This window comes from Nonomuraea longispora (genome assembly GCF_004348345.1).
GTDB classification, from domain to species: domain Bacteria; phylum Actinomycetota; class Actinomycetes; order Streptosporangiales; family Streptosporangiaceae; genus Nonomuraea; species Nonomuraea longispora.
On record NZ_SMJZ01000095.1, the window covers coordinates 1 to 14,227 of the forward strand.

14 protein-coding genes and 1 pseudogene are annotated in these 14,227 nt (G+C 70.3%); 8 read left to right on the plus strand and 7 right to left on the minus strand.

Annotated elements, in window-relative coordinates; all coding sequences use genetic code 11:
* Positions 1-120: 120 nt before the first annotated feature.
* The gene (locus tag E1267_RS23705) at positions 121-510 is read left to right on the plus strand and encodes a DUF5753 domain-containing protein (protein WP_281283693.1); all 390 of its coding nucleotides are present in this window, start codon (positions 121-123) and stop codon (positions 508-510) included.
* Positions 492-716, plus strand: coding sequence for a DUF397 domain-containing protein (locus tag E1267_RS23710; protein WP_132335052.1), 225 nt, complete (start codon positions 492-494; stop codon positions 714-716). Before E1267_RS23705 ends, E1267_RS23710 begins: the two co-directional genes overlap by 19 nt.
* Here the strand turns inward: E1267_RS23710 and treZ are convergent.
* Genes treZ through glgX form a run of 3 tightly spaced genes read right to left on the minus strand, consistent with a single transcriptional unit; the run spans position 713 to position 6,684 of the window.
* A complete protein-coding gene (gene treZ / locus E1267_RS23715; RefSeq protein ID WP_132335054.1) occupies positions 713-2,452 on the minus strand; it encodes a malto-oligosyltrehalose trehalohydrolase in 1,740 nt (579 codons plus the stop codon). The genes E1267_RS23710 and treZ overlap by 4 nt on opposite strands.
* Positions 2,442-4,598, minus strand: a complete 2,157-nt coding sequence (gene treY, locus E1267_RS23720; protein WP_132335056.1) for a malto-oligosyltrehalose synthase — start codon at positions 4,596-4,598, stop codon at positions 2,442-2,444. The genes treZ and treY overlap by 11 nt, the downstream gene beginning before the upstream one ends.
* Positions 4,591-6,684, minus strand: a complete 2,094-nt coding sequence (glgX, locus tag E1267_RS23725; protein ID WP_181957829.1) for a glycogen debranching protein GlgX — start codon at positions 6,682-6,684, stop codon at positions 4,591-4,593. Before glgX ends, treY begins: the two co-directional genes overlap by 8 nt.
* Positions 6,685-6,896: 212 nt before the next feature.
* Between glgX and E1267_RS23730 the strand changes: the two genes are divergently transcribed.
* Together E1267_RS23730 and pip are read left to right on the plus strand one after the other, a co-directional pair.
* Complete coding sequence (locus E1267_RS23730; RefSeq protein ID WP_246064195.1) at positions 6,897-7,466, plus strand: hypothetical protein; 570 nt, start codon at positions 6,897-6,899, stop codon at positions 7,464-7,466.
* A 19-nt stretch (positions 7,467-7,485) separates the two neighbouring features.
* Positions 7,486-8,445: a prolyl aminopeptidase gene (gene pip / locus E1267_RS23735; protein WP_132335058.1), complete on the plus strand. Its 960-nt coding sequence runs from the start codon at positions 7,486-7,488 to the stop codon at positions 8,443-8,445.
* Here pip and E1267_RS23740 read toward each other — a convergent pair.
* Positions 8,411-8,959, minus strand: a complete 549-nt coding sequence (locus E1267_RS23740) for a phosphatase PAP2 family protein (protein ID WP_132335060.1) — start codon at positions 8,957-8,959, stop codon at positions 8,411-8,413. The genes pip and E1267_RS23740 overlap by 35 nt on opposite strands.
* A gap of 179 nt (positions 8,960-9,138) precedes the next feature.
* Between E1267_RS23740 and E1267_RS23745 the strand changes: the two genes are divergently transcribed.
* A complete protein-coding gene (locus tag E1267_RS23745; RefSeq protein ID WP_246064197.1) occupies positions 9,139-9,933 on the plus strand; it encodes a universal stress protein in 795 nt (264 codons plus the stop codon).
* Positions 9,934-9,936: 3 nt separating this feature from the next.
* Here the strand turns inward: E1267_RS23745 and E1267_RS23750 are convergent, their stop codons facing one another.
* Genes E1267_RS23750 through E1267_RS46580 form a run of 3 tightly spaced genes read right to left on the minus strand, consistent with a single transcriptional unit; the run spans position 9,937 to position 12,296 of the window.
* Positions 9,937-11,055: a glycosyltransferase gene (locus E1267_RS23750; RefSeq protein ID WP_132335062.1), complete on the minus strand. Its 1,119-nt coding sequence runs from the start codon at positions 11,053-11,055 to the stop codon at positions 9,937-9,939.
* Complete coding sequence (locus E1267_RS23755; protein WP_132335064.1) at positions 11,052-12,026, minus strand: glucosyl-3-phosphoglycerate synthase; 975 nt, start codon at positions 12,024-12,026, stop codon at positions 11,052-11,054. Before E1267_RS23755 ends, E1267_RS23750 begins: the two co-directional genes overlap by 4 nt.
* Before the next feature lie 24 nt (positions 12,027-12,050).
* Positions 12,051-12,296: a hypothetical protein gene (locus tag E1267_RS46580; protein WP_246064199.1), complete on the minus strand. Its 246-nt coding sequence runs from the start codon at positions 12,294-12,296 to the stop codon at positions 12,051-12,053.
* Here E1267_RS46580 and E1267_RS47985 point away from each other — a divergent pair.
* The 3 genes and pseudogenes from E1267_RS47985 to E1267_RS47990 all read left to right on the plus strand — a co-directional run.
* A pseudogene (locus tag E1267_RS47985) lies at positions 12,192-12,434 on the plus strand (Gfo/Idh/MocA family oxidoreductase); the annotation flags it as partial. The gene E1267_RS46580 and the pseudogene E1267_RS47985 sit on opposite strands and share 105 nt — an antisense overlap.
* Before the next feature lie 39 nt (positions 12,435-12,473).
* Positions 12,474-13,112: a Gfo/Idh/MocA family protein gene (locus E1267_RS23760; RefSeq protein WP_246064200.1), complete on the plus strand. Its 639-nt coding sequence runs from the start codon at positions 12,474-12,476 to the stop codon at positions 13,110-13,112.
* Positions 13,109-14,218, plus strand: a complete 1,110-nt coding sequence (locus tag E1267_RS47990; RefSeq protein WP_132335066.1) for a zinc-binding dehydrogenase — start codon at positions 13,109-13,111, stop codon at positions 14,216-14,218. Before E1267_RS23760 ends, E1267_RS47990 begins: the two co-directional genes overlap by 4 nt.
* Positions 14,219-14,227 lie beyond the last annotated feature (9 nt).

Here is a 14,227-nt window from a genome sequence, read left to right on the forward strand (position 1 = left end):
CCGCCGCCCACCGAGCGTCTCGGGCAGGTCGCGGTGCCACCCGCCCGCAATGAACAGGACGAACAGGCACAAACCTTCACCAGCCGAAACTGATCAGGAGGGACGGCCACCTCGTGAGTCATCGAGGTTGACACGGATACGCCGCCGACCGTGTGGGTTCTCATCGACGAAATGGTTCTTCGCCGCCCTGTCGGGACGCCGCAGGTCATGGCCGCGCAGCTCGACCACCTCGTCACAGCCGCCGAGCGCCCGTACATAACCGTGCAACTCGTCCCATTCGAGACGCCCTGCACCGCAGGCTTTCTGTCGAGCTTCATCATCGCCGAACTGCCCGACGCTCCCACAGCCGTATCTGTAGACTCCGCAGGTCAAGGCGAGGTGTCAGCAGAGCACGACTTCGTTTCGCTCATCTGGGACAGATATGACAAAATACGAGCAGAAGCGTACCGTCCCGGAGATTCGCTGGAATTAATCGAGGAAGCCCGAGCGCGATGGAACCACAAGACCTGATTCGTGCAGACCTCTCCCAGGCAGCATGGAGGAAAAGCTCCTACAGCGGCGGTAACGGCGGGAATTGTGTCGAGGTCGCCAGCAATCTTCCCGGCCTCGTCGCCGTACGCCACAGCAAGGACCCCAACGGCCCCGCACTCATCTTCACTCCGGCCGAATGGAAAGCCTTCCTCGGCGGCGTCAAGCTGGGCGAGTTCGACACCTAGACACGTTGTCCCATCGGCTCCACGGGGGCGGGTGGGCGGCAGATCAGCAGGGACTGGCCCGGTAGCCGCACGCCCTCCCCGTCGGCCGTCACCGGTTCGTCCGAGGCCAGCACGATCGTTCCTGGCGTCAGGGGCAGCGTCACCGAGTCGGGCGTGAAGTTCACCAGTACGGCCAGCGAGCCCCGCCACATGATCAGCCAGGCGCCGTCCGGGTCCGTCTCAACGCGCACCCGGTCGAGGCGCGGGTCCGACAGTTCGGGCAGGGCCTTGCGCAGCGCGATCAGGTCTCGGTACCAGCACAGCAGCGACCAGTGCGCCTCCTCCTTCACCTCGCTCCAGTCGAGCTTCGAGGCGAGGAACGTCTCCTCCGCGGAAGGGTCGGGCGCATCCCACGCGGGCCAGAACCCGACGAACTCCCGCTCGCGCCGTTCCGCCTCGGTCTCGCGCAGGTGGGGCTCGACGTGGTCGGAGAAGAACAGGAACGGCGAGCGCGCCCCCCACTCCTCGCCCATGAACAACATCGGCGTGAACGGCGAGGTCAGCAGGAGACCCGCGCCGAGCTTGAGCGCGGGGATCGGCAGCCGGTCTCCCTGGGGCCGGTTGCCGATCTGGTCGTGGTTCTGCAGGCAGGCGACCAGCCGGTGTCCGGGAACGCCGACGTACGAGCGCCCGTGTACGCGCCCGCGGAAGGTCGAGTAGGTCCCGTCGTGCAGCACGCCCGAGGTCAGCACCTTGGCCAGCGCGGGCAGGCGCGCGAAGTCCTGGTAGTAGCCGTGGGACTCGCCGCTCACCGCGCAGTGCAGCGCATGGTGGACGTCGTCGTCCCACTGCGCCGTCATGCCGAGCCCGCCGGCCTCCGGCGGGCGCACCATGCGGGGGTCGTTGAGGTCGGACTCGGCGATCAGCGACAGGGGCCTGCCGACGGAGCAGGCCAGCGCGTCCACCTCCTCCGACAGCTCGGCCAGCAGGTGCTTGGCGCGCTTGTCGTGCAGCGCGTGCACGGCGTCGAGCCGCAGCCCGTCGATGTGGAAGTCGCGCAGCCACTGCAGCGCGTTGCCGGTGAAGTAGCGCCGGACCTCGTCGGAGCCGGGCCCGTCCAGGTTGACCGCTTCGCCCCAGTAACTTCCCTCGAAACCGGCGAAGTACGGGCCGAAGGGCCGCAGGAAGTTCCCCGACGGCCCGAGGTGGTTGTAGACGACGTCGAGGATGACGCCGAGGCCCGCCCGGTGGCAGGCGTCCACGAACGTCTTGAGCCCGTCGGGCCCTCCGTACGTCTCGTTGACCGCGTACAGGTCGACCCCGTCGTAGCCCCAGTTGCGCCCGCCCGGCACGGGAGCGACGGGCATGAGCTCCACGAAGTCGACGCCGAGCTCGACCAGGTGCTGCAGTTTCTCCGCGGCCGCCGCGAACGTGCCCTCCGGCGTGAACGTGCCGACGTGCAGTTCGTAGATGACCGCGCCGCGCAGGTCGAGGCCCTTCCAGTCGTGGTCGGACCAGGTGAAGCGGCCGTGGTCGTAGACGGCGCTCGGCCCGAAGACGCCCTCGGGCTGACGGCGGGAGCGGGGGTCGGGGTAGGGTCCGCCGCCGTCGACCACGAAGCCGTATGTCGTCCCGTGCCCCGCCTCGGGCACGTCGGCCGACCACCAGCCACCCTCACCGGGGGACATCGCCCGGCGCCCCTCCATGACCTCCACCTCGACTGCCGTGGCCTTGGGCGCCCAGACCTCAAAGATCATGTCTCTCCAGGAGTGCGACCGGATACTGACCGAGCAGGTGCGCGAGCGGGATGCGCCCGGTGTGCCGGACACCGGTGAGCAGGTCGCGCCAGGTCCCCGTGGGGAGCGTGAGCGTCGTGGCGCCCCAGCCCGTCGCGGCCAGGCGCACGGGGAGCCGGGTGGCGACGGCGACCGCGCGCGGGCGCTCGCCGGAGTCCTCGCCCGGGCCCTCGCCGCCCCGGGCGAAGGCGATCACGTGCTCCGCCGCCCGCCCGTCCGCCCGCAGCGGCAGGTACGCCCCCGCGCCGCCGAGCCGCCGGCGCATTCGCAGCGCCTGAGTGGTCACCAGGTGTTTGGCCGTGTCCCATGCGGTCACGGGCTTGGGCGGGTAGGACACCGGCCGCCGGTTGTCCGGGTCGACCAGCGAGAAGTCGGTGATCTCGTTGCCCTGGTAGACGTCCGGCACGCCGGGCATCATGAGCTGGACGAGCTTGGCCCCGAGGGAGTTGGACATCGCGTACGGCTCGATGCGCGCGGTGAACTCGCCCACGGGCAGCCGCACGGCCGCCTCGGCGAAGTCCCGCAACTTGCGCTCATAGGACGGATCCGGATTTATCCAGGAAATAGCGGTTTTCGCCTCGCGCGCGGCCTTCAGCAGGTAGTCCGTGAACCGCTCGGCCGAGATCGGCCACGCCGCCATGAGGTTCTGCCAGGCCAGGTAGTCGAGGCACGGGTCGAAGCTCAGCGCCGACGACCACTCCGCCACGGCGGCGGCCCACTCGTCCGGCAGTTCCGACAACACCGACAACCGGGCCCGCACGTCCTCCGAACGTTTCGTGTCGTGCGTCGACAAGGTGGTCATCGTGTACGGCCGCAGCCCGGCGCAGAAGTCGTGGAAGTCCTCCACCGGGACGCCGAACACGTCCGGCTCACCACCCACCTCGTTGAGGCAGGCCAGCGGGAACCACCGGTAGAGCGCCGTGTCCTCGACGCCCTTGGCCATGACCGGGCCGCAGGTCTGCTGGAAGCGGATGATCGCCTCGGCGGAGCCGTACAGGACCTCGCGGACGAGCGGGCGCACGGCGGGGGAGCACGCCTCGGCGGCCAGCTCGACGGTCTCGACCGACTCCGGCGGCGGCTCCTCCCCCGGCACGACGTACGCGCGGTAGACCGGCATCGCGGCGAGCAGCTCCCGCACGGCGGCGGGCTCACAGCCGGTGGCCCTGGCCAACCGGTCCACCTCGGAGCCGAGGAACAGGTCGAGCACCTCCCGCTTGGTCTGCGCCATCACGGGCCGGTAGTCCGAGGGCTGCCCGGTCCGCTCGCTGAAGAGCCGGACGAGCGGCTCCCTGCCGGCCGGGTCGACGAAGAGGCCGTTGACGCGGTTGAGCACGTCGTAGCCGGTGGTACCGTCGCAGGCCCAGTCGTCCGGCAGCCGCTCGGGTCCGATGAGGATCTTCTCGACGACCGTCCACGCGCTGGCCGCGCGCCTGCGCAGGCGTTCGAGGTAGTCGCGCGGGTCGGCCAGCCCGTCGGGGTGGTCGACCCGCAGGCCGTCCACCAGCCCCTCGTCGAGCAACCAGAAGATCACCTCGTGCGTGGCGAAGAAGACCGCCGGGTCCTCGACGCGCAGTCCGATTAACGACGAGACGTCGAAGAAGCGCCGGTAGCCGGGGCCCTCGCGCCAGCCCACCAGCCGGTAGTGGCCCGGGTAGGGGTAGGCGTGCTCGTGGTAGCGCAGCACGTCGCCGTCGACGACGGGCTCGACGTCGTCTCCCAGCACGGGCAGCGCCACCGTGCCGTCGACCCAGTCGATGTCGAACCAGCGCGCGTACGGCGAGGCCGGCCCGTCCTTCAGCACCGACCAGAACTGCGCGTTCACCGTGTTCATGTGGTTGGGCACGATGTCCACGACCACGCCCAGGTCGTGCGCGGCCAGGTGCTGGGCCATCTCCCTGAAGCCGGTCGCCCCGCCGAACTCGTCCCTGATCCTGGAGTGGTCGGTGACGTCGTAGCCGTGGCGCGACTCGGGCGTGGACTGCAGGATCGGCGACAGGTAGACGTGGCTGACGCCGAGGTCGCGCAGGTAGCCGGCGATCTCCGCCACCTGGGCGAACCCGAAGTCGGGCGTCAGCTGCAGCCGGTAGGTCGACGTGGGCCTAGACACGACGCAACACCCGTACGCTGCGGCCCGGCACCGCGACCGCCTCGCCGGCCCGGCTCATCCGCGAGCCCACGTTGATGGGCATGGCCGTGTCTATCTCCGTGTGCCACATCTCGCCGTAGTCCTTGGGGATCGTGAACTGGATCGTGTCGTGGTGCGCGTTGAACAGCAGCAGGAACGAGTCGTCCCTGATCGGACGCCCCCGACGGTCGGGCTCGGTGATGGCGTCGCCGTTGAGGAAGACGGCCAGCGACTTCGCGTATCCGACGTTCCAGTCGCTGTCGGTCATCTCCTCCCCCGACGGGGTCAGCCACGCGATGTCGCTCAGGCCACGCACCGGCTTGCCGTAGAAGAACCTCCTGCGCCGGAAGACGGGATGTCTTTTGCGCAGCTCGGCCAGGCTCTGCGTGAACTCGAGCAGCAGCCAGTTCTCCCTGATGTCCGACCAGTCGACCCAGGTCAGCGCGTTGTCCTGGCAGTAGCCGTTGTTGTTGCCCTGCTGCGTGCGGCCCAGCTCGTCGCCGTGCGAGAGCATCGGCACGCCCTGGGACAGGAAGAGCGTGGTGAGGAAGTTGCGTTTCTGCTGCTCGCGCAGCGTCTCGACGGCGTCGTCGGCCGGGCCCTCCGCGCCGCAGTTCCATGAGCGGTTGTCGTCGGTGCCGTCGCGGTTGCCCTCCTTGTTGGCCTCGTTGTGCTTGCCGTCGTACGAGACGAGGTCCTGGAGGGTGAAGCCGTCGTGGCAGGTGACGAAGTTGATGGAGGCGGCGGGGCGGCGGCTGTCGTCCTGGTAGAGGTCGCTCGATCCGGTGAACCTCGACCCGAACTCCGGCAGCGTGGCCGGCTGCCCGCGCCACAGGTCGCGGATCGTGTCGCGGTAGCAGCCGTTCCATTCCGTCCACCGCGACGGGAAGTTGCCCACCTGGTAGCCGCCCGGACCCACGTCCCACGGCTCGGCGATCAGCTTGACCTGCGACAACACCGGGTCCTGCTGCACCAGGTCGAAGAACGAGCTCAGCCGGTCGACCTCGTGCAGTTCCCGCGCCAGCGTCGAGGCCAGGTCGAAGCGGAACCCGTCGACGTGCATCTCGATGACCCAGTAGCGCAGCGAGTCCATGATCATCTGAAGGACGTGCGGCGAGCGCATGAGCAGGCTGTTGCCCGTGCCGGTGGTGTCGACGTAGTACCGCTTGTCGTTCTCGACCAGCCGGTAGTAGTCGGGGTTGTCGATGCCCTTGAACCCCAGCGTCGGACCGAGGTGGTTGCCCTCGGCGGTGTGGTTGTAGACCACGTCGAGGATCACCTCGATGCCCGCCTCGTGCAGGCCCTTCACCATCGCCTTGAACTCCAGCACCTGCTCACCGCGCTGCCCCTGGCTGGAGTAACGGTTGTGCGGCGCGAAGAACCCGATCGAGTTGTACCCCCAGTAGTTGGACAGGCCGCGCTGCTCGAGGACGTGGTCGGTGACGAACTGGTGCACCGGCATCAGCTCCAGCGCCGTCACGCCCAGCTTGGTCAGATGGTCCAGGATCTCCGGGTGGTGCAGCGCCGCGTACGTGCCGCGCACGTGCCTCGGGATCTTGGGGTGGCAGATCGTCAGCCCCCGCACGTGCGCCTCGTAGATCACGGTGTCGTGGTACGGCGTCGCGGGCGGCCGGTCGTGCCCCCAGCCGAAGAACGGGTTGATCACGATCGACCGCGGCACGTAGGGGGCGGAGTCGAGGTCGTTCCTGGTGTCCGGCTGGCCGAACCGGTAGCCGTACGCCGCCTCGTGCCAGCGCACCCCGCCCTCGATGGCCATCGCGTACGGGTCGAGCAGCAGCTTGGCCGGGTTGCACCGCAGCCCGCGCGCGGGATCGTACGGCCCGTGGACGCGGTAGCCGTACCGTTGCCCCGGGCCGATCCCCGGCAGGTAGCCGTGCCAGATGAACCCGTCCACCTCGGTGAGCGGCACCCTCGACTCCGTGTTGGCCTCGTCGAACAGGCACAGCTCGACCTTGTCCGCGACCTCGGTGTAGAGCGAGAAGTTGGTGCCCGCGCCGTCGTAGGTGGCCCCGAGCGGATAGGGGTCTCCGGGCCAGATCTCGATCATCGAGGCTCCCTTGCGGTCTCTCCCCATGTTCCGTTCCCCCGCTCTACCGGACAAGCCCGGGCCCCAGTGACGACCTTGTACCTTCCCCCCATCGGCCCTTCATTACTCCGCTGGACATTCACCCAGGTCAAAAGGGTGTACCGGGCCACGGTCGGCCGGTACGAGGGGCCCCGCGTCGCGCGCAGGCGGCGGCGGTTCGACAAGATGGACGGATGAGCGTTGAGTTGATGGTCTGGGACGAGCCGGTGCCGATCAGCAGGGACCAGGCGCGCGCCACCTACCTGGCAGTCAAGCGCGGCGAGCCCGGCGGCGACGTACCCGCCGTCGCCAAGGAGCTGCCGGGGCGGATCACGCTCTATCCGGGGCACGTGCTGGTGACGATGGAGCTCGACGCGATGGACGAGCTGTCCGCGCAGGTGTTCACGATCGCGCGGGCGCACGGGCTGGTCTGCTACGACCCGCAGCGCGACCTCGTGCACAACGTGGCGCCGCTGGGTGTCTACGAGGGCATGCAGCTGCACACGGGTGACGGCATGGTCGTGCACGACCCCGACCTGGCGCTGGTGCACGACGTGCTGGCCACGCTGTCGCCGCAGAACCCGTTCGCCGCGCTGGTCAGCTTCGGCCGGCACTTCCTTCAGGTCTCACCCGGCTACGAGCTGGAGTACAAAGAGGGCACGCTCGTCAGCACGACGGTGCCGGAACTGGCGGACGTGCGCCAGGCCTTCCACGAGTACGCCACCGGCGACCGGTCGTTCCTGGCCCGCCACACGTGGACGTGAGGTGGCAGGATCGGACGGCATGAGAACTCTGTACCCGCCCCTCGAACCGTACGATTCCGGCCTGCTCGACGTGGGCGACGGCAACCAGGTCTATTGGGAGGTCTGCGGCAATCCGGACGGCAAGCCCGCCGTCATGCTGCACGGCGGCCCCGGCGGCGGGTGCAACGCCAAGCACCGGCGGCAGTGGAACCCCGAGCTCTACCGGATCGTCCTGTTCGACCAGCGCAACTGCGGCCGCAGCCGGCCGCACGCCGCCGACCCGGCCACCGACCTCGGCGCCAACACCACGTGGCACCTGGTGGCCGACATGGAGCGGCTGCGGGAGCACCTGGGTATCGACGCCTGGCAGGTGTTCGGCGGCTCGTGGGGCAGCGCGCTGGCGCTGGCGTACGCCCAGACGCATCCTGACCGGACGACCGAGCTGGTGCTGCGCGGCATTTTCACCCTGCGGCCCCAGGAGCTGCGCTGGTTCTACCAGGAAGGAGCCTGCCATCTCTTCCCCGACCTGTGGGAGCGGTACATCGCGCCGATCCCCGTCGAGGAGCGCGGTGACCTGATCACGGCGTACCGGGCGCGGCTGGAGGGCGACGATCCGGGGGCGCGGCTGGCGGCGGCCAGGGCGTGGGCGCAGTGGGAGGGCGCCACCATCACGTTGCTGCCGGATCCCGAGCTGGTGACGGAGTTCGGCGAGGAGGAGATGGCCGTCGCCTTCGCCAGGATCGAGAACCACTACTTCCACCACGGCGGCTGGTTCGAGCCCGAGCAGCTCATCAGGGACGTCGGCAAGATCCGGCACATCCCCGCGGTGATCGTGCAGGGCCGCTACGACGCCTGCACGCCCATGACCACCGCCTGGGACCTGCACCGGGCCTGGCCCGAGGCCGAGTTCCACGTGGTGCCCGACGCCGGGCACGCCTACTCCGAGCCGGGCATCCTGGGCCGGCTCATCGCGGCGACAGACGGCTTCGCGCGAGCCTGACGGCGGGGGTGACGGCGCCCACCGTCAGCAGGGCGAACAACGGCGCGAGCGCCAGCCCGAGCAGGAAACCCGCGGCGACGTCGTGCGGATAGTGCACGCCGACGAACACGCGCGAGAACGCCATGACGGCCGCCAGCGGGAACGCCACCCAGGCCAGCGAGCGCCAGACCAGCACGAGCGTGGCCGCCGCGCCCGCCGCGATCACGGAGTGGTTGCTGGGGAACGACCAGTCGTCCAGGGGCGGGCAGGCGGCGATCGTCGCGATCCCGCCCCGGCACGGCCGGTCCTCCCTGACGACGAGCTTGAGCACCTCGCTGACGGCGTACGTCAGCACCACCCCGGCCGGGCCGGCGATCACCAGCGCCAGGTCCCGGGCGGGCGCTCGCCACGCGCGCCAGGCCGCCACCCCGAACAGCGCCACGAACACGAATAACCCGGCGTCCGTGCCGACCTCGGCGAACACGTGGAGCCATTCGGGCGTGGCCAGGGCGAAGTCGACGATCTCCTCGTACACAGGTGTCCAATCGGTGAATGAGCGATGGACATGACCTTACGAACTGAGATCATCAGATGCCTCCATCATGAGGTGGAAAGTACGGAAAAGCCTCAGCCGAAAGACCGACTTCCCGGCCGGGCGGCAAGGGCTCGGGAGGCTTCGCGTATTCCCTGTTCGGAGCGGGTAGGGAGGCACTCGTGATCGGTGAGCACGTGATCGTCGGCTACGCGGACGACGTGGGTGGGCGGGAGGCGCTGGCGCTCGGCGCCGCGATCACGCACATCACGGGCGGCGAGCTCACGGTCGCCACGATCTACCCGCCGGGCAGCCCGGGGCTGGCGGTCGAGGCGCAGGCCAACCTGGCGCACGCGGCCGACGCGCTGGGGGACACTCCGGCCGAGTACATCACGTTCGAGAGCAGGGGCACGGGGCGCGGGCTGTCGGTGCTGGCCGGGAGGATCAGAAGCGACCTCATCGTGGTCGGCTCCGGGGCGGGGGGCCGGCAGGGCCGCATCACGATCGGCTCCACCTCCAACCACCTGCTCCACCTGTCGCCCGAGGCGGTCATGCTGGCGCCCGCCGGGCACGTGCCCGTCGGCGAGCTCGCCCGGCTGACGCTGGCCTACGTGCACCGGCCGCAGTGCGACGAGGCCGTCGAGCGGGTGGCGCAGGCGGCGCTGCGGCTGGGGGTTCCGCTCCGGCTGATCACCCTCGACCTGCGTACGGACGACCAGGGCAGGCTCAGGGACGATCTCGCGCTGGCCGTCCGGCTGGCCTGGGAGACCACGGGCATCGAGGCCGAGTCGGAGGTGGCCGAGGGGCACGACGTGGCCGCCGCGATGGAGGACCTCGACTGGCTGCCCGGCGAGCTGCTGGTCTGCGCGGCCGGCGAGGACGCGCAACCGCACCGGGTGTTCCTCGGCGAGCTGGCCATGAAGGTGCTGAGGGCCGCCCCCTGCCCCGTCACCGTGCTTCCCCGGGGTTTCTCCTGAGGGTCAGCGAGCACGCGCGACCTGCTCGTACAACTCCAGGTAACGGTCAGCCATGACGGACGGAGCGAAGCGGCGGCGGGCCTCGCGGCGGCACTCCTCCGGGTCCAGCTCGTCCACCCGCAGGATCCACTCGGCCAGCTCCTCCTCGGTGTCGGCCAGGAAGCCCGTACGGCCGTGGTCGACGATCTCGGGCAGGCAGCCGCGGCGCAGGCCCACCGGCGGCACCCCGAGAGCCAGCGCCTCGACGACGGCCGTGCCGCCGGGCTCGTCCCACTGAAGGGGGAAGAGCGCGGCCCTGGCGGAGGCGTAGAGCAGGTCCCTGGCCTGGCCGCCGACCGCGCCGACCCACCGGACCAGCTCCTCGTCGAGATAGTGGGACACCTGGTCGAGGTGGTAGCGCACGTCCGGGTGGCTGTGCAGCGGGTGGTACGGGTTCTGCGCCACCACGTCAAGCTCGGCCGCGGAGGTCCGGCCGCACACCGGTCCGGCCAGCACCAGCGGCAGCCCCAGCTTCTGGCAGATCCTGGCCGCCACGTGCTGGCCCTTGAGCCCGCAGATGCGGCCCATGACGACGAAGTGCTCGCCGCGCTCTGTCCTCAGGTCGCCGTCGGCGAGCGGCGTGGATAGGTGGATCGCGCCGAGCGAGGCCGCGCGCAGGGCTTCGGGGGCGCGGGCGAGCTGCGACTCCGACACGCCGTTGACCGCGACCGACGGCGGGAACGCGCCGTAGAAGGCCGGATGTTTGTGCAGGTCCCAGTGGAGGGTGTGCAGGACGGGCGGCCCGGCGAACGCCGACAAGACCGCGGGCCCCACCACTTCGAGATGGTCGTGGACGAGGTCGATGTCGTCGCGGGCGCGCAGCTCGCTCACCACCCTGACCTGGTGCGCGTGCGCGATGCCCATGACCTGGTTGTACGGCTTCTGCAACTCGGGGAACTGGCCCTCGTCGTAGACGCTGACCAGCTCGTCCACCGCGAGCGTGCTCGATCCGGCGGCGGCCAGCACGACGCTGACGCCTCGCCTGCGCAGCTCCGGCACGAGCGTGGCGACGACGTTCTCGATGCCGCCGTATCCGGGGGGCGGGGTGGACAGCCACGGCCCCGCGTTCATGAGGACTTTCATGCCATATCCTCCTCCAGGACGAGGGAGGCGAGCGGAGGTCGCTCCGCCACGGCCACGTCCACCAGGTCGGCCCGCCCTTCGAGCCCGAACTGCAGCAGCGTGTGCGCTGGGGACGCGGGCGCGAGCACCCGGCCCTGCCGTTCCAGGCGGGACCAGGCGGTCTGCATGATCTGCCCGGCCATCCGGCCGAGCGCGTCGATCGGCTGGTGGGTGTGCGTACGGTGCCCCAGGTCCACCTGGGCCATCGCGTCGAGCCCGACGAGCTGGAGCAGGTCGACGAGGAGTCCGAACTCCACGCCGTACTCGGTGACGAAGGGCACCCGCTCCAGTGCCTGGCGCCGGGCGGCGTACTCACCGCCGAGCGGCTGGGCGAACCCGGCCAGTTCCGGCCAGAACATGTTGAGCAGCGGCCTGGCCACGAGCTCGGTCACGCGGCCGCCGGCGCCGCGCCGTACGACGCCGTCCTCCCCCGTGTACGGCCGCTCGTAGGCCGCCTTGACGAACTGGATGCCGGGGTCCGTCAGCAGCGGCCCGAGCAGGCCGGACACGTAGTGGGCGCCGAAACTGCGCAGGTCGGCGTCCACGAACACGACGACGTCGCCGTGGGAGGCGGCCAGCCCCTTCCACAGCGCCTCCCCCTTGCCGGCCAGCGGCGGCAGATGGGGGAGCACCTCGTCCTGGGCCACCACCCGGGCACCCGTCTCGCGTGCCCGCTCGGCGGTCGCGTCGGTGGATCGGGAGTCGACGACGAGCACCTCGTCGACGAGCGGCGCCCGCTCGACGAGGTCACGGCGGATGGCGGTGACGATGTCGCCCACGGTGCTCTCTTCGTTGTGAGCGGGCAGGACGACGCTCACCGTCGTGTTTCCCTTGGCGCGGTTTAAGGTGTCGACCGGCCACGCGGCGGCGGTGCTCGAGTGCGGGCCGTACCACTTCTGGACCTTGGCCAAAGCGCGCAGATCTGTCTCCATGCAGTCAGCCCCGATCTCATGAGGTCACGACAACTGCCCGATACAGGCGCTTATGAACATGTTTGTTTGATGACCGCCAGATGTGGCATATGCGGGATTGTGTCCCCAATGACCCGCATCGGCATCATCGGCGCCGGAAATGTGGCCGCTCGCCATGCAGACGTTCTGTCCGGATTCCCCGACGTGACGATCGCCGGGATCGCCGACACCGATCCGCGCCGAGCCGAGGATCTGGCCGCGCGGCATGGCGCCCGCGCGTACGGCGGCCATGCGGACCTGCTCAGTGCCGGCGGCCTGGACGCCGTCTACATCTGCGTACCGCCATTCGCGCACGGCGCCCCAGAGTTCGACGTTTTGTCATGCAATCTCCCAATCTTCGTGGAAAAACCGCTGTCCTTGGAGCTCCACACCGCGGAAAACATCTCCGCGGAAATCGACAGGAGGTCCTTGCCGTCCGCCGTCGGGCACCACTGGCGTTACCGCAACATCGTCGACCAGGCCCGCGACCTGCTCGACGGCCGTCCCGTACGCCTCGCGCTCGGCCACTGGCTCGGCACGGTGCCCCCGGTCGGCTGGTGGCTGCAGGCCGGCATGTCCGGCGGCCAGATCGTCGAGCAGGCCGTACACGTACTCGACCTGGCCCGCGTCCTGGTGGGCGAGGTGACGATGGTGCACGCCGTCCCCTCCGAGCACACCGGACAGGACGGCGAGATCGACCGGGCCACAGCCGCGGTCATGCGGTTCGCCGGCGGCGCGGCCGGGCTGCTGGCCACCTCCTGCCTGCTGGCCCACCAGCACCGGGTGGGACTGGAGGTGTGTGCCGAAGGCATCGCCCTGGACGTCAGCGAGACCCGGCTGCTGATCGACGGCCGGCGCGTCATCGAGGACGACGGGCAGGCGAAGACCCGGGTCGACCGGCAGTTCGTCAACGCCGTGCGGGGCGGGCAGGCGGACGTACGGGTGCCGTACCGGGAGGCGCTGCGCACACACCGGCTCGCCCTCGCCCTGGCCAGGTCGGCCGCCGAGCACAGGCCGGTCGCCCTCGCCCCCGACGCCGGCCGCCTGCCGGCCGGGGTGAGCCCATGAACACGAACACCGTCGTCAGCGTCGAGGCGCCGGGTGAGGTCTGCCTGGTCGAGGAGAAGCTGCCCGGCGTGCCCGAGGGCGGGTTCATGGTGGAGACGGTGTACAGCGGCGTGTCCGCCGGCACCGAGCTGACCTTCGTCAAGGGCAGCAACCCCTACCTGCACTCCAGCTGGGACCCGGCGCTCGGGCTGTTCACGGCGGGCGTGCCGTCGGTGGCCTATCCGGTGCGCGGCATCGGCTACATGCAGGTGGGCCGCGTGGTCGAGACGCGCACCCGGGCGGTTGCCGAGGGCACGCTGGTCGCGATGTGTTACGGGCACCGCACCGCGTACGTGGCCGACCCTATGACCGACAGGTTCGTACGGGTGCCGGACGACCTCGACCCGCTGCTCGGCGTCTACGTCGCCCACATGGGCCCGATCTGCGCCAACGGCCTGCTGCACGCCGCCCACGACCTGAACGGCCCGGCCGTCAGGGACCTCGGCGACGGCGTGCGCGGGCGGCGGGTCGCGGTGGTGGGCGCCGGCGTGGTCGGGCTGCTGACCGCGAGTTTCGCCCTCTCCGCCGGCGCGGCCGAGGTCGTGGTGGTGGACGAGACCCCGGAGCGGCTGGCGGTCGCGCGGGCGCTCGGCGCGGACGGCCTGGCCGCCGGCGACGACCCGGCGGTGGCGCTGAAGCGGCGCTGGCGGCACGGCCAGAACGACCGCGGCGCCGACGTGGTGTTCCAGTGCCGCGGCCAGTGCCGGGCGCTGGCCCTCGGGCTCAGGCTGCTGCGCCCGCAGGGCACGCTGGTGGACCTGGCCTTCTACACGCAGGGAGCGCAGGAGGTGCGGCTCGGCGAGGAGTTCCACCACAACGGGTTGTCGCTGCGCTGCGCCCAGATCGGCCGGGTGCCGCGTGGCCTGGCGCACGCCTGGGACAGGGAACGTCTCTCGCACGAGACGATCCTGCTGCTCAGGGAGCGCGGCAGGCTCCTACAGGAGCACGTGATCACCGACGTCGCCGGCTTCTCCGAAGCCCCCCGGCTGCTCACCGACCTCGCCGCCCGCCGCAGGCACACCCTCCAGGCCGTGCTCCGCCACGACGTCGAGGATGAGGGCGGCTGACCAGCTGAA